The organism is Komagataeibacter xylinus (assembly GCF_004302915.1).
In the GTDB taxonomy this organism is placed as follows: Bacteria; Pseudomonadota; Alphaproteobacteria; order Acetobacterales; family Acetobacteraceae; genus Komagataeibacter; species Komagataeibacter xylinus_C.
Genome location: NZ_QQBI01000003.1, coordinates 118,099 through 138,747 on the forward strand (window position 1 = coordinate 118,099; position 20,649 = coordinate 138,747).

General features: G+C 63.7%; 17 protein-coding genes, 3 tRNA genes and 1 pseudogene. 3 read left to right on the plus strand and 18 right to left on the minus strand.

What is annotated here, in order from left to right; genetic code table 11:
• Nucleotides 1-74: 74 nt before the first annotated feature.
• The 9 genes from DV027_RS03300 to DV027_RS03340 form a co-directional block, all read right to left on the minus strand.
• Nucleotides 75-151, minus strand: a tRNA-Asp gene (locus tag DV027_RS03300).
• Between the two features lie 34 nt (nt 152-185).
• Nucleotides 186-260 (minus strand) — tRNA-Val (locus tag DV027_RS03305).
• Between the two features lie 83 nt (nt 261-343).
• Nucleotides 344-631, minus strand: a complete 288-nt coding sequence (locus DV027_RS03310) for an HU family DNA-binding protein (RefSeq protein ID WP_061272185.1) — start codon at nt 629-631, stop codon at nt 344-346.
• Between the two features lie 181 nt (nt 632-812).
• On the minus strand, nt 813-3,308 hold the full coding sequence (lon, locus tag DV027_RS03315; protein ID WP_130730522.1) for an endopeptidase La: 2,496 nt from the start codon (nt 3,306-3,308) through the stop codon (nt 813-815).
• A gap of 162 nt (nt 3,309-3,470) precedes the next feature.
• Nucleotides 3,471-4,730, minus strand: a complete 1,260-nt coding sequence (gene clpX, locus DV027_RS03320; protein ID WP_078524412.1) for an ATP-dependent Clp protease ATP-binding subunit ClpX — start codon at nt 4,728-4,730, stop codon at nt 3,471-3,473.
• Between the two features lie 134 nt (nt 4,731-4,864).
• Nucleotides 4,865-5,500 carry an ATP-dependent Clp protease proteolytic subunit gene (locus DV027_RS03325; RefSeq protein WP_061272180.1) on the minus strand — a complete coding sequence of 212 codons (636 nt, stop codon included), beginning with the start codon at nt 5,498-5,500 and terminating at the stop codon, nt 4,865-4,867.
• Nucleotides 5,501-5,764: 264 nt separating this feature from the next.
• Nucleotides 5,765-7,102: a trigger factor gene (gene tig / locus DV027_RS03330; RefSeq protein WP_130730523.1), complete on the minus strand. Its 1,338-nt coding sequence runs from the start codon at nt 7,100-7,102 to the stop codon at nt 5,765-5,767.
• A gap of 97 nt (nt 7,103-7,199) precedes the next feature.
• A tRNA-Leu gene (locus DV027_RS03335) sits at nt 7,200-7,284 on the minus strand.
• An 81-nt stretch (nt 7,285-7,365) separates the two neighbouring features.
• Nucleotides 7,366-8,829, minus strand: a complete 1,464-nt coding sequence (locus DV027_RS03340) for an NAD(P)H-hydrate dehydratase (RefSeq protein ID WP_130730524.1) — start codon at nt 8,827-8,829, stop codon at nt 7,366-7,368.
• A 135-nt stretch (nt 8,830-8,964) separates the two neighbouring features.
• Here DV027_RS03340 and DV027_RS03345 point away from each other — a divergent pair, with 135 nt between their 5' ends.
• The 3 genes from DV027_RS03345 to DV027_RS03355 all read left to right on the plus strand — a co-directional run bounded on the left by DV027_RS03345 (nt 8,965) and on the right by DV027_RS03355 (nt 12,498).
• Entirely contained in the window at nt 8,965-9,417 is a 453-nt protein-coding gene (locus DV027_RS03345; RefSeq protein ID WP_130730525.1) for a CopD family protein, read from the plus strand.
• Nucleotides 9,418-9,631: 214 nt separating this feature from the next.
• Nucleotides 9,632-11,212: a DEAD/DEAH box helicase gene (locus DV027_RS03350; protein ID WP_130730526.1), complete on the plus strand. Its 1,581-nt coding sequence runs from the start codon at nt 9,632-9,634 to the stop codon at nt 11,210-11,212.
• Nucleotides 11,213-11,223: 11 nt separating this feature from the next.
• Nucleotides 11,224-12,498: a class I SAM-dependent RNA methyltransferase gene (locus tag DV027_RS03355; protein WP_130730527.1), complete on the plus strand. Its 1,275-nt coding sequence runs from the start codon at nt 11,224-11,226 to the stop codon at nt 12,496-12,498.
• 104 nt (nt 12,499-12,602) lie between these two features.
• Here the strand turns inward: DV027_RS03355 and DV027_RS03360 are convergent, their stop codons facing one another.
• From DV027_RS03360 to DV027_RS03400, 9 genes and pseudogenes are all read right to left on the minus strand, one after another.
• Nucleotides 12,603-12,983, minus strand: a complete 381-nt coding sequence (locus DV027_RS03360) for a HesB/IscA family protein (protein WP_130730528.1) — start codon at nt 12,981-12,983, stop codon at nt 12,603-12,605.
• A 20-nt stretch (nt 12,984-13,003) separates the two neighbouring features.
• Nucleotides 13,004-13,465, minus strand: coding sequence for an SUF system Fe-S cluster assembly protein (locus DV027_RS03365; protein WP_130730529.1), 462 nt, complete (start codon nt 13,463-13,465; stop codon nt 13,004-13,006).
• A 7-nt stretch (nt 13,466-13,472) separates the two neighbouring features.
• Complete coding sequence (gene sufU, locus DV027_RS03370) at nt 13,473-13,901, minus strand: Fe-S cluster assembly sulfur transfer protein SufU (protein WP_130730601.1); 429 nt, start codon at nt 13,899-13,901, stop codon at nt 13,473-13,475.
• 9 nt (nt 13,902-13,910) lie between these two features.
• On the minus strand, nt 13,911-15,161 hold the full coding sequence (locus DV027_RS03375; RefSeq protein ID WP_130730530.1) for an aminotransferase class V-fold PLP-dependent enzyme: 1,251 nt from the start codon (nt 15,159-15,161) through the stop codon (nt 13,911-13,913).
• Nucleotides 15,161-16,435 carry a Fe-S cluster assembly protein SufD gene (gene sufD / locus DV027_RS03380; RefSeq protein ID WP_130730531.1) on the minus strand — a complete coding sequence of 425 codons (1,275 nt, stop codon included), beginning with the start codon at nt 16,433-16,435 and terminating at the stop codon, nt 15,161-15,163. Before sufD ends, DV027_RS03375 begins: the two co-directional genes overlap by 1 nt.
• Nucleotides 16,432-17,205 carry a Fe-S cluster assembly ATPase SufC gene (sufC, locus tag DV027_RS03385; RefSeq protein ID WP_061272166.1) on the minus strand — a complete coding sequence of 258 codons (774 nt, stop codon included), beginning with the start codon at nt 17,203-17,205 and terminating at the stop codon, nt 16,432-16,434. The genes sufD and sufC overlap by 4 nt, the downstream gene beginning before the upstream one ends.
• A 15-nt stretch (nt 17,206-17,220) precedes the next feature.
• Nucleotides 17,221-18,711, minus strand: coding sequence for a Fe-S cluster assembly protein SufB (gene sufB, locus DV027_RS03390; protein WP_110568847.1), 1,491 nt, complete (start codon nt 18,709-18,711; stop codon nt 17,221-17,223).
• A gap of 19 nt (nt 18,712-18,730) precedes the next feature.
• Nucleotides 18,731-19,185, minus strand: a pseudogene (locus tag DV027_RS03395) (SUF system Fe-S cluster assembly regulator).
• Nucleotides 19,186-19,306: 121 nt separating this feature from the next.
• Nucleotides 19,307-20,602 (minus strand): DUF445 domain-containing protein, encoded by a 1,296-nt coding sequence (locus tag DV027_RS03400; RefSeq protein WP_130730532.1) that lies wholly within the window; start codon nt 20,600-20,602, stop codon nt 19,307-19,309.
• Between the last annotated feature and the right edge of the window lie 47 nt (nt 20,603-20,649).

Below are 20,649 nucleotides of genomic sequence, written 5' to 3' on the forward strand. Positions count from 1 at the left end.
AACGGGCATAAAAAAACGCCAGTGCAATGGCATCTGGCGTGGTGCAGAACATGATGATGGGCTGTGCGCCATAATGGCGCGAGTGACGGGGCTCGAACCCGCGACCTCCGGCGTGACAGGCCGGCGCTCTAACCAACTGAGCTACACCCGCATGGGGCATGTTCCCGTGCTGACACGAGAAGACATGGTGGGCGATGACGGGATCGAACCGCCGACCCTCTCGGTGTAAACGAGATGCTCTACCGCTAAGCTAATCGCCCGCGCCCCTAGTAAGGGATTACAAAAAAGGGGGCAACCCGGAAAATGGATTGCCCCCTCTTTTTTTTCCTGAAAACAGGCGGTCTTACTTGCTGACCGCTTCCTTCAGGTTCTTGCCCGGCTTGAAACGCACGGACGTGGATTCCGGAATGTCCAGCGGTTCACCCGTGCGGGGGTTGCGGCCCTTGGCGGCCTTGCGGGTCGCCGTAACGAACGTGCCGAAACCGACCAGGCGAACTTCCTGATTGTTTGCCAGCGCCTTTTCGATTGCACCGAAAACCGCATCAACCACTTCGCCAGCCTTGGCTTTGGCCAGATCGGCTTCCTCGGCTACCGCAGCAACCAGTTCCTGCTTGTTAAGTGGCTTCTCCATTTTACGCCTTTCTTTGTACTGTGCGCTTACGCAATCGTTCAAACATCGCGCCGCATTTCTGCTCGCACTATGCCGCTGTTTTTTCTCACGTCAACCAACAGAATTCGGGGAATGACAGAGAAAACCGTCATTCCCCTCCATCATGACATTTTTGCGACCACGCACCCCTGCCCTACGGCGCTCAATGCGTCAATGCAGGTGTTGCGGCCCCTTCGGTGGAAGGAGCGGCCACCGGCTCCGTCCACTCGATCGGCTCGGGCTTTTCCACCAGCGCCTGGCCAATCACTTCATCCACATGCGAGACCGGCAGGATGGTCAGCGCCTCGGTCACCACCGTGGGGATGTCCACCAGGTCCTTCTCGTTATCCTTGGGGATGAAAATGGTCCTGAGCCCCGCGCGGTGGGCGGCCAGCAGCTTTTCCTTCAGGCCGCCAATCGGCAGCACGCGGCCACGCAGCGTGATTTCGCCGGTCATGCCCACGTCGCGCCGCACGGGGATGCCCGTCATCACGCTCACGATCGAGGTGGCCATGGCGATACCGGCCGAAGGGCCATCCTTGGGCGTGGCCCCCTCGGGCACGTGCACGTGCAGGTCGCGCTTTTCAAACAGGTCAGGGCTGATGCCGAAGGTCACCGCACGGCTACGCACATAGGACAATGCAGCCGCGACACTTTCCTTCATCACATCGCCGAGCTTGCCGGTCAGCTTGACGTTGCCCTTGCCGGGCACCATCACGCTTTCGATGGTCAGGATTTCCCCGCCCACTTCGGTCCAGGCCAGCCCGGTCACGACTCCGACCATGTCTTCCGACTCGGTCTCGCCATGGCGGAATCGCTTCACGCCTGCGTATTTTTCAAGGTTCTCGGCCGTGATCGCCACGGTCTTGGCCTTGCCGGTCACGATCTCGGTCACGGCCTTGCGGGCCAATGTCGCGATTTCGCGCTCGAGGTTACGCACGCCCGCTTCACGCGTGTAGCTGCGAATCAGTTCGCGCAGGGCATCATCGGACACCGACCACTCGCCCGGCTTGAGGTTGTTGGCCTCCGTCTGCTTGCCCAGCAGGTGGCGCTTGGCAATCTCGACCTTCTCGTCCTCCGTGTAGCCCGACAGGCGGATGATCTCCATGCGGTCCAGCAGCGGCTGGGGCATGTTCAGGCTGTTGGCGGTGGTGATGAACATCACATCCGACAGGTCATAATCGACCTCGAGATAGTGATCGCCAAAGGTCGAATTCTGCTCGGGGTCCAGCACTTCGAGCAGGGCGGAAGATGGATCGCCGCGCCAGTCGGCACCGAGCTTGTCGATCTCATCAAGCAGGAAGAGCGGATTCGAGGTCTTGGCCTTCTTCATACCCTGGATGATCTTGCCGGGCATGGAGCCGATATAGGTGCGGCGGTGGCCACGGATCTCGGCCTCGTCGCGCATGCCACCAAGCGACATGCGCACATACTGCCGCCCCGTTGCCTTGGCGATGGACTTGGCAAGCGAGGTCTTGCCCACGCCCGGCGGCCCCACAAGGCACAGGATCGGCCCCTTGAGCTTCTGGGCGCGACTCTGCACGGCCAGGTACTCGATGATGCGTTCCTTGACCTTCTCCAGCCCGTAATGGTCGGTGTCGAGCACCTTCTGGGCCTCGGACAGGTCATGGCGGACCTTCGAGCGCTTCTTCCACGGAATGCCCAGAATCCAGTCGAGATAGTTGCGCACCACCGTCGACTCGGCGGACATCGGGCTCATGCTCCGCAGCTTCTTCAGCTCGGCCAGGGCCTTTTCGCGCGCTTCCTTGCTCAGCTTGGTCTTGGCGATCTTTTCCTCAAGCTCGGCGGTCTCGTCCTTGCCGTCCTCGCCTTCGCCCAGTTCCTTCTGGATCGCCTTGAGCTGCTCGTTGAGGTAGTACTCGCGCTGGGTCTTTTCCATCTGCCGCTTCACGCGGTTCCGGATGCGCTTTTCCACCTGGAGCACGCCGATCTCGGCTTCCATATGCGCAAAAACCCGCTCCAGGCGTGCATTCACGTCCTGGATCTCGAGGATTTCCTGCTTTTCGGGAATCTTCAGGTTCAGGTGGCTGGCAATGGTGTCCGCCAGCTTCGACAGGTCATCAATCTGGTTGAGCGAGACCAGCACCTCGGGCGCGATCTTCTTGTTCAGCTTGATGTACTGCTCGAACTGGCCGATCAGCGTGCGGCCGATGGCCTCGGCTTCCTTGCCGTCGGTTTCCTGCTCGGGCACGTCCTCGATCTCGGCCTCGAAGTGGCCATCGACTTCGTGCAGCGCGGTGATGTGGGCGCGCCTGCCGCCTTCAACAAGCACCTTCACCGTGCCATCGGGCAGCTTGAGCAGCTGCAGGATGGTGGAGACCGTGCCGTAGCGATAGATGTCATCGGGCGTCGGGTCATCCTGCGCCGCGTTTTTCTGGGCCACGAGCAGGATCTGCTTGTCGCTGCGCGTCACCGCCTCAAGTGCGCGGACGGACTTCTCGCGCCCCACGAACAGAGGCACGATCATGTGCGGAAAGACGACAATATCGCGCAGGGGCAAGACAGCAATCGTGTCACGCGTCGTGTCGTCTTCAGCCTCCTCCACGCCACGCGTGGTGGCGACGGGGGTGCCGCCCGTATTGGTCTCGGTGGTTTCCGTGCCTTCAGGCACGGGAGTCAGTCTGTCAGTTTCAGACATATTGTTTTTTTGACCTCCTGATGGACGATCCCGGATGGGCACCCAACCATGTGGCCTGCCCATCCGTTGCGCCGCATATGCGACAACCTCACTTCAATGTTGTCACGACGCGCCACCACCACAAGCCCGGTGGCGACAATTCGGCGTAAAGCGGCCAGACCGTCAGGCGGACTGTTCGGCCGGCTGGTTCTTGCCATACACATAGACGGGCTGCGCCTTGCCCTCGGCCACTTCCTTGTTGACCACCACTTCCTCGACATTCTTCAGGCCAGGAAGGTCGAACATGGTCGACAGCAGGATGCTCTCGAGAATGGCGCGCAGGCCACGGGCGCCCGTGCGCCGCGCAATGGCGCGCTGGGCCACCTGGCGCAGCGCATCCTCGGTAAAGGTGAGCTGCACGTCCTCCATCTGGAACAGGCGGGCATACTGCTTGACGAGCGCGTTCTTGGGCTTGGTCAGGATCTCGATCAGGGCTGCCTCATCAAGGTCCTCGAGCGTGGCGACCACGGGCAGGCGACCGATGAACTCGGGGATCAGGCCGAATTTCAGCAGGTCCTCGGGCTCCACCTCGCGCAGCACGGCGCCCATGCGCCGCTCGTCGGGCGACTGCACATCGGCGCCAAAGCCGATGCCCGAACCCTTGCCGCGCGCGCTGATGATCTTGTCCAGCCCCGCGAACGCGCCACCGCAGATGAACAGCATGTTGGTGGTGTCCACCTGCAGGAATTCCTGCTGCGGATGCTTGCGCCCGCCCTGCGGCGGCACGGAGGCCACGGTGCCTTCCATGATCTTGAGCAGCGCCTGCTGCACGCCCTCGCCGCTCACGTCGCGCGTGATGGAAGGGTTGTCCGACTTGCGCGAGATCTTGTCGATCTCGTCGATATAGACAATACCGCGCTGGGCCTTCTCCACATTGTAGTCGGCCGCCTGCAAAAGCTTGAGGATGATGTTCTCCACATCCTCGCCCACGTAGCCCGCTTCGGTCAGGGTGGTGGCGTCGGCCATGGTGAAGGGCACGTCAAGGATGCGGGCCAGCGTCTGGGCCAGCAGGGTCTTGCCCGAGCCGGTGGGGCCGATGAGCATGATGTTGGATTTTGCAATCTCGACATCATTGTTCTTCTGGGCATGGGCGAGGCGCTTGTAGTGGTTATGCACCGCAACCGACAGCACCTTCTTCGCATGGCCCTGCCCGATGACGTAATCATCGAGAATCTTGCAGATCTCACGCGGCGTAGGCACCCCGTCGCGCGACTTGACCAGATGCGTCTTGTGTTCCTCACGGATGATATCCATGCACAATTCGACGCATTCATCGCAAATGAACACGGTGGGACCGGCGATCAGTTTGCGGACCTCATGCTGCGACTTGCCGCAGAACGAGCAGTAAAGCGTATTCTTGGAATCGCCGGACTTGTTATTCATAACCGCTCCTATTCCCGCCTGGGGGAACTTCTCCATACCTTGCGACCGGGCAAAAAACGCTGCCTGGACCGCCGCAGGCAATCCTTCCCCACCGGGGCCGGGAGCGCGCCTGCGAACGCGCCCCCTGATGCAGATTACTCTGCAGGTTTTGATGCAACGTTACGACGGACCACTTCATCCACAATACCGAATGCCTGCGCCTCTTCGGCGGACATGTAGCTGTCGCGCTCCAGCTTCTGCTCGATCTCCTCGAGCGTGCGGCCGGTGTGCTCCTTGTAGATCTCGTTCAGGCGCTGGCGAATGGTCAGGATTTCCTGCGCCTGGATCTCGATGTCGCTGGCCTGGCCCTGCGCCCCGCCTGAAGGCTGGTGCACCATGACGCGCGAGTTGGGCAGCGCGAATCGCCGCCCCTTCTCGCCGCCTGCCAGCAGCAGCGACCCCATCGAGGCCGCCTGCCCGATGCACACCGTGCTGACGGGGCAGCGGATGTACTGCATGGTGTCATAGATGGCGAGCCCCGCCGACACCACGCCGCCGGGGCTGTTGATGTAGAACGAGATTTCCTTGCTGGGGTTCACGCTTTCCAGATAAAGCAGCTGCGCGGAAACCAGCGCCGAGACCTGGTCATAGACCGGCCCGGTAAGAAAGATGATCCGTTCCTGCAGAAGGCGGGAATAGATGTCGAATGCCCGTTCCCCGCGGGAGGTCTGCTCGACCACCATCGGTACCAGAGCGTTATTGAAGATCTCTACGGGATCCCGATCCCTCATAGCCATATTCCCGATCCTGAAAAGCAAGGGCCCGTTCCACGTTACCCGCCCGGTGCAGGAGGCACGGACAGCGCAGGCGCAGCCGGACCCTTCCCGGTTACTTATGACAAAATAGAGACAAACACGCCAGATACCACCCCACCCCTGTCATTTTGCCAGAAACGGGCCGCACAATCGGGGCGTGTTCCCCTATCCACAAACACATACGGCGCGCGGAAGTCCCCTTCCGCGCGCCGCAGGCGTTACCTATGCCGCCAGAGCGGATCAGACGTCAGCTTCCGGCATTTCGGCCAGTTCTTCCGGCGTCACGACCTTGTCCTCGACCTTGGCCAGCTCGACGATGTAGTCGATGACCTTGTTCTCGAAGATCGGGCCACGCAGGCCATCGATCGCCTGCGGGTTCTTGCTGAAATATTCGAACACGGCCTGTTCCTGGCCCGGATAGCGCGCGGCTTCGGCCCGGACGGCGTGAACGATTTCTTCCTGGGTCACGGTGATGTTGTTCACACGACCGATTTCAGCCAGCAGCAGGCCGAGCTTCACGCGGCGCTCGGCAATCTTGCGATAGTCGGCGCGCAGGGTGTCCTCGTCCTTGTCCTTGTCTTCCTCATCGAGGCGGCCGGCCTTGCGGTCTTCCTCGATGCGGGCCCAGATCTGGCCGAACTCGGCCTCGACCATGCCCGGAGGCGCCTGGAAGTCGGTCTTTTCGGCCAGCTTGTCGAGCAGCTCGCGCTTGAGGCGCAGGCGGGACAGCTGGTCATATTCCTGCGTGACCTGCTGCGTAATCAGCTCGCGCACCTGCTCCAGCCCCTCGAAGCCGAGCTTCTTGGCCAGCTCGTCGTCGATCTTGGCTTCAATCGGGCGCTTGAGCTCCTTGACCTTGATGTCGAAGGTGGCTTCCTTGCCCGCAAGGTGCTCCGCGCCGTAATCGGCGGGGAAGGTGACGGTGATCACTTTTTCTTCACCGGCCTTCATGCCCACGATCTGCTCGGCAAAACCGGGAATGAAGCCCGCGCCGCCGAGTTCGACATTCACGTCGTCAGCGGAGCCGCCTTCAAAGGCCGTGCCGTCAACCTTGCCCACGAAGTCCACCGTCACCACGTCGCCATCGGCGGCGGGGCGGTCTTCCTCGACCTTCTCGAACTCGCGCTGGCGGCTCGCAATTTCCTTGAGCGCCTTGTCCACCGTCTCGGCATTCACCTCGGACTTGAGGCGCACGAGCGACAGGGTGGACAGGTCGGGAATGGTGATCTCGGGCAGGAGCTCGAATTCGACCGTGAACTTCAGGTCTTCCTTGCTGCCTGGCTCGCTGCCCGAAACGAGGTCAACCTTCGGCTGCATGGCAGGGCGCAGGCCGCGCTCGTCAAGCAGGGTGCGGGTCGCGTCGCTTACGACCTGCTCCATCACCTCACCCTGCACGGATTCGCCATAACGCTGCTGCAGGATGCTCATCGGCACCTTGCCCGGGCGGAAACCCGGCAGCTTCATGGACTGTCCAACTTCTTTCAGGCGCGCGGTGCGCTTGCTCTCGATTTCTGCTGCGGGCACCGTAACGGTGAAACCGCGCTTCAGGCCATCGGAAAGCGTTTCAGTAACCTGCATCTGCCAGGCCATCCTCTCGGTCAGAACGTGTCAAAGAACGCAAGAAGCCGGTTGGGGCCACCACGTCTGCTCGCATAACGCGACTTGCCGGGATCATTGGTACGGGCGGAGGGACTTGAACCCCCACGGCTTGCGCCACCAGAACCTAAATCTGGCGTGTCTACCAATTCCACCACGCCCGCACAGTGCCCAGCCTGTAAGCGCGCGGCTTTAGCGCACCACAGGCCATGGGGCAAGACGCGAAGGAAAAAGGATTGGGCTTTTCAGCCAAAAACTTTTTTCGCCATGCCCTCCGCCCGGTGGCGGGCGGCGCCGATATGGCGGTCGAAATCCTCGGCCAGCGGCCATTCGCCGGCATGCAGCGCCGCATCGCCATGCAGCCACACCCCCGCGCACGCCGCCTCCCACGCGGGCATGCCGGCGGCGAGCATGGCGGCGATGATGCCGGTCAGCGTATCGCCCGAGCCTGCCGTACCCAGCATGGGGGTGGCGTGTTCATTGATCGCCACGCGGCCATCGGGCGCGGCAATGATGGTATCGGGCCCCTTGAGCACCGTTACGGCACCCGTCTCGCAGGCGGCCCTGCGCGCGGCATCCACCCGGTCGGCACCCGGCTTGCCGAACACGCGCGCGAATTCGCCGATATGCGGCGTGATGATCGCCGCCCCCTTCAGCCGCTCCGGGTGGCCTGCCGCCATGCTGAAGGCCCCGGCATCGGCAATCACCGCGCGCCCTGCCCCCACCAGGGCGGGAAAGACCGCCGCCACCTCCGCCACCGAAAGGCCGGGGCCACACACCCACACATGGCGGCGCCCGTCTTGCAGCAGGGTTTCCAGCGGGTCGGAATCCACGATCAGGCCCGCAGGCGCGGTCATGCGGTAGACCTCCGCGCTGTCGCCCACGGCCAGCCGCACCAGCCCCGCCCCCGCCGCGCGCGCGCCCGCGGCGGAAAGCCGGGCCGCCCCCGGCATCTCGCGCCCACCACAGATGCTGACCACGCCGCGGCTGTATTTATAGGAACTGACCGTGCAGGCCGGCGTGCGCCACAGGCCGGGTTCATTGCGCCAGGTGCGAATCGGCACATCCCCGATTGCGGATTCGGGAATGCCGATATCGGCCAGCACGGTGCGCCCGCACAGCGTGCGGCCGGGCAGCAGCAGGTGGCCGGGCTTGAGGCGGCAGAAGGTCACGGTCATCTCGGCCTGCACCGCGTCACCGCGCACGCCACCCGTCGCCCCATCCACGCCGCTGGGCATGTCGATGGCCACGATGCGCCGCGCAGCCCCGAGCACGGCCACCACATCGGGCGCCACATCGCGGCTCAGCCCCGCGCCGAACACTGCGTCCACCACCAGGTCGAAGGCTGCTGCGCTCTCGGGCGCAAACGGCACCATCGGCCCATGCCACAGGGCGGCGGCGGCCGCCTCGTCCCCGCCGGGGCGCGGCATGGCAAGGGCGGCTACGGAAACCGGCCAGCCCTGCTCGGCCAGCCTGCGGGCGGCAACGTACCCATCGCCGCCATTATTGCCCGGCCCGCACAGCACCAGCACCCGGCACGGACGCATGTGCTGGCGTATGGCGCGGGCCACGGCGCGGCCCGCGTTTTCCATAAGCGTTGACACCGGCACGCTACGGGCGGCGGCGGCGTCGATCTGGCCCATCTGCGCCGGCGTGGGCAGCACCAGGCGGGCGGCCTGAGAAGCTTGTATCTGTTCGTTCGCGGGCATGTTCTTTTCCCTTTCCCGGCAATTGGCTGCCGCACTGGCCTTGCACATGATACAGGAATGAGGAAACAAGCATCCCGCATCCTGCTTTATGCAGGTGAGCGTTTTCCTTATTCCTTACCCCCGCAAGGAGGCTTCATGTCCCTTTCCATTGTCTGGAGCCTTGTGCTCGCACTCCATATTACAGGCATGGCGGCCTGGGTTGGCGGCATGATGTATGCGGCCTTCGTGCTCAAGCCCAGCCTGAACCTGCTTGATGCAACACAGCGCGCCTCGGTGCATCTGCAGACGCTGAACCGCTTCTTCCGCATCGTGTGGCACACCATGCCCATGGTGCTGGTGAGCGGCTGGCTCATGATCTGGCATGAAGGCGGGTTTGCGGTCGTGCCGTGGCAGATCAACCTCATGCAGCTGTTCGGCCTGATCATGGCGGGCATATTCGCGCGCATCTATTTCGGCCCCTACCAGAAGGCCCGCCGCGCCCTGCGCCCGCAGCCGGGGCAGTTCGACTCGATCCGCTCGCTGGTGCTGCTCAACACCGGCATCGGCATCCTGACCATCATCACCGCCTGCCTGGCCCATCCTTTCTGACAAATATGGGGTGCAACCTCACGCCCCCTTGATTTCCATTGCAAATCTCGATACGCACAGGGAATGTGGCGCTTTGAGGGGTTTATCCCCGTTGCGTGTCACACTCCCCTTCCCTGCATTGCTGCAGGTACATCAGGGACGGCAGCCTGATACAGCGCGACACGGTGGCAATCGGACGGGGCCATATTCATCTGCTGATACGTTCGAGAGTAATTTGAGCGCCAAAAAAACGTCCCCCGCCCCGACCCGTTCCGCAAAGAAGGCGGCAGCCCCGGCTCCCGCCACCAGCACGGATGCCGCCCTGCCGCCTGACGCGCCAGAACAGGCCACTCCGGCGCAGGAAGAGGCGCTGCCCCTGTTTTCGGAACTCGGCCTGTCCGAGCCCATCCAGCGCGCCATTGATGAAATGGGATACCGTCATCCCACCCCCATCCAGGCACAGGCCATCCCCTATGTGCTGATGGGCCGCGACGTGCTGGGCGTGGCCCAGACCGGCACGGGCAAGACGGCGTCGTTTACCCTGCCCATGCTCGAGATCCTTCAGGGTTCACGCGCCCGGGCACGCATGCCGCGCTCGCTGATCCTTGAGCCCACGCGCGAACTCGCACTGCAGGTTGCCGAGAATTTCGTCAATTACGGCAAGCACCTCAAGCTGACCCATGCGCTGCTGATTGGTGGCGAGAGCATGGCCGAGCAGAAGGAAGTGCTCAACCGCGGCGTGGACGTGCTGATTGCAACGCCGGGCCGCCTGATCGACCTGTTCGAGCGCGGCGGGCTGCTGCTGACCCAGACCAAGCTGCTGGTGATCGACGAGGCCGACCGCATGCTCGACATGGGGTTCATCCCCGATATCGAGAAGATCGTGGGCATGCTCTCGCCGCTGCGCCAGACGCTGTTCTTCTCGGCCACCATGGCGCCTGAAATCCGCCGCCTGGCCGATGCGTTCCTGAGCAACCCCAAGGAGATTACGGTCAGCCGCCCCTCCTCCGTGGCGTCCACCATCGAGACCGGGCTTGCCATTGTCGATGCGGCGGACAAGCGCCGCGCGCTGCGCAAGCTGCTGCGTGAGGCGGACATGCAGAACGCCATCGTGTTCTGCAACCGCAAGCGCGATGTGGATGTGCTGTGCAAATCGCTGATCAAGCATGGTTTTTCAGCCGGCGCGCTGCATGGCGACCTGCCGCAGTCGGTCCGGTTCTCCACCCTTGAGGCGTTCAAGTCGGGCGCACTGCAAATCCTCGTCTGCTCCGACATCGCGGCACGCGGCATCGACATTGGCGGGCTGTCGCATGTGTTCAACTTCGACCTGCCGTTCCATGCCGAGGACTACGTGCACCGAATCGGCCGTACCGGTCGTGCGGGCCGCACCGGCCATGCCTACAGCCTCGCCACCCCCGACGAGGAAGCGCTGGCCCAGGCCATCGAGAAACTGACGGGCAAACCCATACCCCGAATTGAGGTCAAAGGCGTGGATAACCTTGAATGGTCGGATGAGCCACGCCCCGCGGGCGGTCGTCGCAAATCCCGCACGGAAGGCGGGTCGCGCCGCAAGAGCAACGCGGCCACCCCGGCCCCGGCACCCGCATCGGCTGCGTCTGCTGCCCCGGTTGAGGAAGCCGCACCCGCGCCCAAGCCTTCGCGCAGCCGTTCCGCGCCTGCCACGGGTGCGGGCCGCCGCGATCAGGGCCTGCTGCCAGCGGCCCCTGACCATGCCATTATCGGGTTTGGCGATGATGTCCCGGCCTTCATGCAGTTGCCGCGCCGGGAAAAGCCCGTCGTCCCGGCTGACGAATAAACAGCGCCAGCATGGAACACGACTTGGCCGGCGCCACCAAGGTGGTGGCGCTTGGCAATGACGGGGATGGCATAGCCGAGACCCCGGCAGGACGGATATTCATCCCCGGCGCCGTGCCGGGCGATGAGGTGGCGCTTGGCGCAATTCAGGGCAGTCACGCGGCCCTTGAGCGCATCATTACCCCCAGCCCGGACCGGGTCACGCCGCCCTGCGCCCTGTTTGGCCAGTGCGGTGGCTGCCGCGTGCAGCAGATGACACTGCCCGCCCTGCTGGCATGGAAGGCGGGGCGCGTAACCGGGGCGCTACATCGCGCGGGCTTTGGTACCATTCCCACGCCTGCCACCGTGCAGGTTGCCCCGCAGGAGCGGCGGCGTGTTGACCTGGCCTTCCGCCGCGAAGGCAGGCGCATCGTGCTCGGGCTGCATCGCCGTCGGGGCGATGTGGTGGACATGACCGCGTGCACCCTGCTTGACCCCGCCCTGTTCGCCCTGCTCTCGCCGCTGCGCGACATGCTGCATTCGCTGCCCGGCGTGCATGCGGGTGGCGACCTGCAGATCAACCTGCTCGATAGCGGGCCGGACCTGCTGGTTACGATGGATGGCAAGCCGGATGCCAATGACCGGCGCATTCTGGCCCAGTTCAGCAAGGCGCATGGCATACCGCGCATCTCGCTGGGTGGCTCGCCGCCTGAAACGCTGGCGCTGAACGGGCCGGTCTTTCATCATTTTGATGGCGTGCGCGTCACACCGCCGCCCGGTGCCTTTCTCCAGCCTGCCCGCGCTGGCGAGGATGCCATCAGGCAAGCCGTGCTGGCCGCACTCCCCACCAAGGGGCTGAAAGCAGGCATCATCGAGCTTTATGCTGGCTGTGGCACGCTGTCCTTCGCGCTCGCCGCCCATGCCAAGGTGCTGGCCTATGAAGGGGACCGGGCGGCGCTCGCCTGCCTCAAGCAGGCCAGTGGTGGCACCCGGGTGCTGCCCGCTCTGCGCGACCTGAACCGCCAGCCGGTCATGGCGGCCGAACTGGCCAAGGCCGCGGCCATTGTGCTTGATCCGCCCCATGCGGGCGCAGGCGCGCAGATGGCGCAGGTCGTGGCGGGCAGGCCGCGTCATCTCATTTATGTCAGTTGTAATCCGGTTGCCCTGCAGCGCGACCTGACGCCGCTGCAACAGATCGGCTACCAGGTGGAGCACCTGACGGTGATCGACCAGTTCCTGTGGTCAACCGAGGTCGAGGCCGTGTGTGTGCTCAAGCTGCCGGGTACGGGCAAAAATCACCGGCGCTAAAACAGGCAAAAGTTTTTGGTGAAGCTTTTTTCAAAAAGCTTAAAAAAATGCCGCCTTTTTGCAAAAAGGCGGCACCCAAAAACTCACATTTCTATCTGCGGCAATCAGACGTGAAAGCTTTCCCCGCAGCCACAGCGGCCTTTTTCGTTCGGGTTGGTGAAGGTAAAGCCGGATTCAAGCTGCTTGACCTCGTAATCCATGACCGAGCCGATCAGGAACAGCGTGGCCTTGCGGTCCACCAGCAGGGTCACGCCCTTGTCCACCACCACTTCATCACCGGGGCCAGCCTTTTCCACAAAGCTCATGTCATAGGCATGGCCCGAACAGCCCTTGGTTGAAACCGCGATGCGCAGCAGGTGGCCTGCGTTCTTGGTCTGGTAGAGTTTTTCCAGCCGGGCGGCGGCCCGGTCCGTCAATGTCATGAGCGGCGGCAGGGCGCGGCGGGCGGGGGCTTTTGCGGGTGTGGCTGTCTGGTGTTCGGTCATGGCACAGTCCCCTTGAGGGTTCAGAACATGTTCAGGGCAAGGCGGGCATCTTCGCTCATGCGCGACATGTCCCATGGCGGCTCCCACACGATCTCGACCGTGGCAGTGGTCACCGTCTCGATCTTTTCCACGGCTTCCTTCACCTGCACGGGCAGTTCCTGCGCGCTGGGGCAGTTGGGGGCCGTGAGCGTCATCTCGACCTTGACCGATCCATCCTCATGCAGGTCAATGGCGTAAATCAGGCCAAGTTCGTAAATATTGACTGGAATTTCGGGGTCATACACCGTGGCGATGGCCTCGATCACCGAGTCCTCATCGGGCATGGCCGCCTTGCCTGCGGGGGCAGCGGGCGGCTCGCCATCCGGTGTCCAGGCCGATACGGGGGCCGCTTTCGGGGCAGGCGCATCGCTGGCCTCAAGGGAAAAATGCCCGGTCTCTTCCGCCATGCCGATGGCAGGCTCTACCTGATTTTTCTCGTCCATGAGACTTTCACCTGTCTTTATCATCATTGAGCATATCAATCAGTGCCGACCACGGCAGCAGGGCGCAACGCCTGCGCGAGCGGTGCTGGTGTAGCGGCGCAAAGGCCGCAAGCTCGCCCAGGCCCGCCGGGGCCGTGCCGGTTTCAACCGCCTCGACCAGTTCCGCGTGCAGCCTACCCACATGCGCGCGGTCCTGGCCCGTTACACGCCCGGCCATGAGGTCGGCGGAGGCAGCGCAGATGGCGCAGCCCCGCGTTTCATGCCGGATCGCCTCGATCCGCCCCTGCCCGTCCAGCACCGCATGCAACTGCACCCGGTCGCCACACAACGGGTTGGACCCCTGCCCGTTCAGCGTGGCCGCAGGGAGTGCTCCGGCATGCTGCGGTGCCCTGGCCCGCTCCAGCACCACGGTGCGGTACAGATCATCCTGCGCCATCATCTGCCATCAGACAAAAAAGCCACGGATCTGTTCCAGCGTTGCGGCCAGAAAGTCGATTTCCTCCGGCGTGGTGTAGATGCCAAAACTCGCCCGCGCCGTGGCCGTCACACCCAGCCTGCGCATGAGCGGCTCGGCGCAGTGATGGCCCGCCCGCACCGCAATGCCATTGCGGTCAAGCAGGGTGGCGATATCATGCGGATGGACATCCTTCATGATGAACGAGATCACCCCACCACGTTGCGGTGCCGTGCCAATCACCTTCAGCCCGTTGACGTTGCCCAGCGCCTCAAGCGCGTAGGCCGTCAGCGCATCCTCATGCGCACCAATCGCGTCAAACCCGATGGACTCGATATAGGCAAGGGCCGCACCCAATCCAATGGTCTCGATGATGGCAGGCGTGCCCGCCTCGAATTTATGCGGCACGTTCGCCCAGGTCGAGCGCTCGAACGACACGGTGGAGATCATGTCGCCACCGCCAAGGAAAGGCGGCATCGCCTCCAGCAGCTCACGTCGCGCCCACAGCACGCCAATGCCGGTGGGGCCATACAGCTTGTGCCCGGTCACGACATAGAAATCAGCACCCAGTTCCTGCACGTTCACCCGGCGGTGCACGGCAAGCTGGCTGCCATCAAGCAGCACCTTTGCCCCCGCCGCATGCGCCATGTCGATGATGGCGCGGGCATCGGTAATGGTGCCCAGCACGTTCGACATGTGGGTGATCGCCACCAGCGCCACCCTGCCATCGGCCAGGTTGGCCTCCAGCGCCTCCATGTCCAGCGCCCCGTCATCGGTGATGGGGGTGATGCGCAGTTCAATGCCCCCGCGGTCACGCAGCATCTGCCACGGCACGAGGTTGGCGTGGTGCTCCATCTCGGACACCAGCACAACCTGCCCCGGCTTCAGCAGCCCGCCATAGGAATGGGCCACGAGGTTGATGGCCTCGGTGCTGTTGCGGGTGAAGACGATTTCCTCCCGCGCGGCGGCCCCCAGGAAGCGTGCCACCTGGTCGCGCACGGCCTCATACGCCTCGGTGGTGCGCTCGCTCATCCAGTACAGGCCACGATGGATGTTGGCGTACTGGGTGCGCATGGTGTCGGCCATGCAGTCGATCACCTGCCGGGGCTTCTGGGCCGAGGCGGCGCTGTCAAGGAACACCAGATCCTTGCCATGCACCTTCTGGCTCAGGATGGGAAAGTCGGCGCGGACATGGCGCAGGCTGCCTGCGGCATCCGTGGGCGTGATGACGCTCTGGTCCATCAGGCGACCTCCCGCTTCCACCAGGCTTCCACCGCAAGGTTCAGGCTGTCTTTCAACCGCGCATCGTCGATCTGGTCCACTACGTCATGCAAAAAGGCGCGGATCAGGATGGAACGGGCCGCCTCATTCGGGATGCCACGGCTGCGCAGGTAGAAAAGCTGGTCATCATCAAGCGCGCCCACGGTGGCGCCATGGCTGCATTTGACGTCGTCAGCATAGATCTCGAGTTCGGGCTTGGCATCGATCTCGGCCGTGTCCGACAGCAGCAGCGCCTGGTTCATCTGGTAGCCATCGGTTTTCTGGGCAATCCGCTCGACATGGATCTTGCCCTGGAACACGCCGCGCGCATGGTCGGCCAGCACGTTCTTGACCGTCTGGCGCGAGATGCAGTCCGGTGCGGCATGGGTGATCACGCTGGTCAGGTCGCCATGCTGGTGGCCCGCCAGAAGCTGCGCGCCGTTGACATGCACGCTGGCCCCCGGCGCATTCAGCCCCGCATGCACCTCATGGCGCGACAGGCTGGCGCCAAGCGTGAGCGTAAAGCTGTCATACACCCCTCGGCTGGCAACGCGGGCGTGGCTGACCGCAAGGTGCAGCGCCTTTTTGCCCTCAGCCTGGATGCGGGCATGCGACAGGTAGCCGCCCTCTTCCACCGTGATGTCATAGAGCGGGTTATGCAGGTAATAGCCCCTGCCCACGGCGGCATCGAGCACGGCCAGCCTGCCGCCCTTTTCCACCACAATGCGGTGCTGCGGGTGAAAGGAAACCGGCGCATCCTCGCCTGCAAGGCCAATGCTGACCAGCAGCAGGCAGCCTGCATCAACCCCTGCGGGCACGACCAGCGCCAGCCCGTCATCCGCCAGCACGGTGTTGAGCGCGGTGGTCACGTCGCCTGCCGGGTCGATTCCATCACGGAGCTCGCTTGCCGGGTCAAAGGCTGCAACCTTCACCCCCTGGGGCAGGCGCGAGCGCCCGGCATCGAAACGGCCATTGACGAACACGGCGCGACTGGCCCCGGCCCCAAGGCCCGAGATGGTCTCGACCTCGGCCAGGAGCGTATCGACCGCGCCGGCATCGACATCGCGCGGTGCATCAGTAAACGACACATCGGCCAGCGCGCGCAGCGAGGTGTATTTCCACGCCTCCACGCCCGCGCGCGGCAGGCCCACCGTGCGCAGGTAATCGGCGGCCTTGCGCCGCGCGGCATTGCCCGCACCTTCACCCCGGTCGAGAAAGGCGGAAGGATTGATCCCGACCGGTGCGATGGCGTTCACGCCGCCTCCGAGAGGAACTGGGCGTAACCCTGCGCCTCAAGCTGCTTGGCCAGTTCCGGCCCACCGCTGTGGATGATGCGGCCCTTGGCCATAACATGGATGCGGTCGGGCACGATATAGTCCAGCAGGCGCTGGTGATGGGTGATGACCAGCGCCGAGAAATCGGGCGAGCGCAGCGAGTTCACGCCCTCGGCCACGATGCGCAGGGCGTCGATGTCCAGCCCGCTATCGGTCTCGTCAAGGATGGCGAAGGACGGCTGGAGCATGCGCATCTGCAGCACCTCGTTGCGCTTCTTCTCGCCACCCGAGAAGCCGACATTCACGTTGCGCTTGAGCATCTCGTCAGACATGGACAGATGCTTGGTCTCCTTGCGCACGGCCTTGAGGAAGGCCACGGCATCAAGCTCGTCCATGCCGCGCGCGCGGCGCACGGCGTTGACGGCGGTGCGCAGGAAGTTGGCGTTGTTCACGCCCGGCAGTTCCACCGGTGTCTGGAATGCAAGGAACAGGCCAAGGGCCGCGCGCTCTTCGGGCTCGAGTGCGAGCAGGTCCTGCCCCTTGAAGGTGGCGGACCCGCCGGTCACCTCATAATCCTCGCGCCCGGCCAGCACATAGGACAGGGTGGACTTGCCCGAGCCGTTCGGCCCCATGATGGCATGGACCTCGCCTGCCGGAATCTCGAGGTCGACCCCGCGCAGGATTTCCTTGTGGGCTTCCCCATCATCGATGCGGGCGCACAGGCCATTGATGCTTACGAATTGCTTGCTCACGTCTTTGAATCCCTGTTAGCCCACGCTGCCTTCTAGGCTGATCTGCAGAAGCTTCTGGGCTTCCACGGCGAATTCCATCGGCAGTTCCTTCAGAACGTCCTTGCAGAATCCGTTGACGATCAGCCCAACCGCATCTTCTTCCGACAGGCCGCGCTGGCGGCAGTAGAACAGCTGGTCTTCCGATATCTTGGAGGTTGTTGCCTCATGCTCCACGCGCGCGGACATGTTGCGGTTCTCGATATAGGGCACGGTATGTGCCCCGCAGCGATCGCCGATCAGCAGGCTGTCGCACTGGGTGAAGTTGCGGCTGCCCGAGGCCTTGGGCATCATCCGCACCAGCCCGCGATAGGTGCTGTCCGACTGGCCCGCGCTGATGGTCTTGGCAATGATGGTCGAGCGCGTATTGCGCCCGATATGGATCATCTTGGTGCCGGTATCGGCCTGCTGGTGGTTGTTGGTCACGGCCACCGAGTAGAACTCGCCCACCGAGCCTTCGCCCTGCAGGATGCACGACGGATACTTCCACGTAATGGCCGAGCCGGTTTCAACCTGCGTCCATGAAATCTTGGAGCGCGCGCCACGGCACGCCCCGCGCTTGGTCACGAAGTTGTAGATGCCGCCGCGGCCGTTCTCATCGCCGGGGTACCAGTTCTGCACGGTGGAATACTTGATCGAGGCATCTTCCATCGCCACCAGTTCGACCACGGCGGCATGGAGCTGGTTCTCGTCACGCATCGGCGCGGTGCAGCCCTCGAGGTAGGAGACGGACGCGCCGTCCTCCACAATGATCAGCGTGCGCTCGAACTGCCCGGTGTTGCGGGCATTGATGCGGAAATAGGTCGAGAGTTCCATCGGGCAGCGCACGCCCTTGGGCACGAACACGAAGGAGCCATCGGTAAACACGGCGGCGTTCAGCGCAGCGTAGAAATTATCCGTCACCGGCACGACCGAGCCGAGATATTTGCGCACGAGTTCGGGGTGCTCCTGCACAGCCTCCGAAATCGGGCAGAAGATCACGCCCGCTTCCTGCAATGTCTTGCGGAAGGTGGTGGCGACGGACACGCTGTCAAACACCGCGTCGACCGCGACCGGCGGCCGGGCTTCCTCGCCTTCGGGCAATTCCACGCCGGCCAGCATCGCCTGCTCGTGCAGCGGGATGCCCAGCTTCTCGTAGGTGCGCAGCAGCTCGGGGTCGACTTCCTCAAGCGACTTGGGGCCCGGCTTCTTGCGGGGGGCGGCGTAGTAATGCACGTCCTGGTAGTCGATGGGCGGGTAATGGACCTTGGCCCAGGTCGGCTCGCGCATTTCCAGCCACGAACGGTAGGCCTTCAGGCGCCATTCCAGCAGCCATTCAGGCTCGTTCTTGCGGCTGGAGATGAGGCGGATCGTGTCCTCGTTCAGGCCCTTGGGGGCGATATCCATCTCGATATCGGTCTCGAACCCCCATTTATAGGTGTTCTGGCCCAGGGTTTCGACCGTCTTGCGGGTTTCGGCTACTGCCGGCATGTGTCTTTCCTCCCCTGTATCAGGCCGTGGCCTCGGGCCCGTCGGGCATGGGCGGCACGTGCAGGCCGCCCAGTCTGTCGGTTACTGTATGGTTCTTCATGTCTGCCAGCGTAATGGCTGAAAGCGCATGGCGGCATTGACCATATCCCACTGCCCGCCCAGCCCGCAGGTGGAGCGCGCGTCGCAATCGCCGCCATCAACGCAGGTGGTGAGCGATATGGGGCCATCAATGGCCTGGATCACGGCCGCGATCGAGATGTCCTCAAGCGGCTGGGCCAGCCTGTAACCACCGCGCGCGCCGCGCTGCGAGGTCACGATGCCCTGTGTCGCCAGAATCTTGAGCACCTTCGCCACCGTGGGTTCGGGAATGCCGGTCGAACGCGACAGGACAGGCGAGGTGGTGACCTCGCTCTTCTGCCCCAGCCGGACCAGAGCCACCACGGCGTAATCGGTCAGTTTCGACAGTTTCAGCATTCCGCTCTCCCGTACGTCCTGAGCCTGCATCCATAATTGGACCAGAACAGTACTGTTTCCTGAAGTTTCAGATGGGCTACCAGCCGGGCGCCGTCAAGTCCAATCGTAACACAGGCATGCCCTAGCCGATCCCGGTTCCGAATATCAGCTGTAATAACACGGACAGGCCACACCCCGCCAGAAAACCGACCAGCGTGCCGTTAAGCCGGATATACTGTAGATCCTTGCCCACGCGCAGTTCCAGCCGGTCGCTCAGGCTTTCTGCATCCCAGCCATTCACGACCGAGTAAATAAAACGCGACATGCGATCGCGCAGGAAGGGCAGGCTGCCCACGATCATGTTGCGCGCGGCGTCTTCCACGCGCTTGCGCATGGCGGCGTCATTGTACATCTGGTCGGCCAGGCGCTGCAGGGCGTCGCGCACCAGGGTAGCGACCCAGCTGGCCTCGCCCTTGTTCATGTCCTCTTCAATCACGCCGCGCAGGCGGCGCCAGACATCGCTGCTCCAGCCGCGCACGCTGTCATGGCTCAGCACGCCCATCACCGCATCCGTAATCTCGCCGCGCCGCACGGGGTCGAGTTCGATCCGGTCGATCTCGGTACGCACCCATGTGGTAAAGCCTTCGCGCAGCTCGGAGTTCTGCGGATCGATGCGGTCGAGTTCCTGGCTGGCGGCCAGCAGCACCTTGGTCGCGATCGAGCCGCCAATGGCCCAGCCCAGCACGCGGCCGCCCTGCTCGCGCACGCGGTCCTCGATCATCATGCGCAGGGCGGGCTCCTTGGCCTTGATCCCTTCCTTGAGCCTTGAGAGCAGGAAGGACAGCACCTCCTGATGGCAGTCGCCATCCACCATCGCGCGCAGGCTGCGGGTCACGATGGGAGCGATCTCCTCGCCACCCAGCAGGGTGGGCAGCAGGCTGGCGATGGCGGAACTCGCGCGCCCATCCTCCAGCCGGTCGAGCACGTGGGGCACGGAACCGAGCACGGCGCGATTGACCATCTCGGCGGTTTCGGGCTCCTGGAGGATATTGCCAATGAGCGAAGGCAGGTCGATGCGGCTGAAGGCGGCTCCCACTTCCTTTTCCGTAAACACGTTGTTGGAAACAAAGCGCCCGAGCGCCTGCGCCAGCCGCTCCTTCTGGGCGGGCAGGATGGCGGTGTGCGGAATCGGCAGCCCCATCGGCCTGCGGAACAGCGCGGTCACGGCAAACCAGTCCGCCAGGCCACCCACCACGCCCGCCTTGGTGCCCGAGCGCAGGATCTCGAGCCAGGGCCGATCGGCCAGCCAGCCCATCTGCGGCAGGGCGTAGCCTGCCACCGTAAGCCCCGCCATGCCGACCAGCAGGCCCGTTGCGGACCGCTTGTAGCGCAGCAGGGTGCGCCGCGCATCCTGGTCCGTTTGTGGAATACCATTCATGAAGCCACTGATACCATTGTCTCCCCGCCAGCCCAAGCAACACTCGA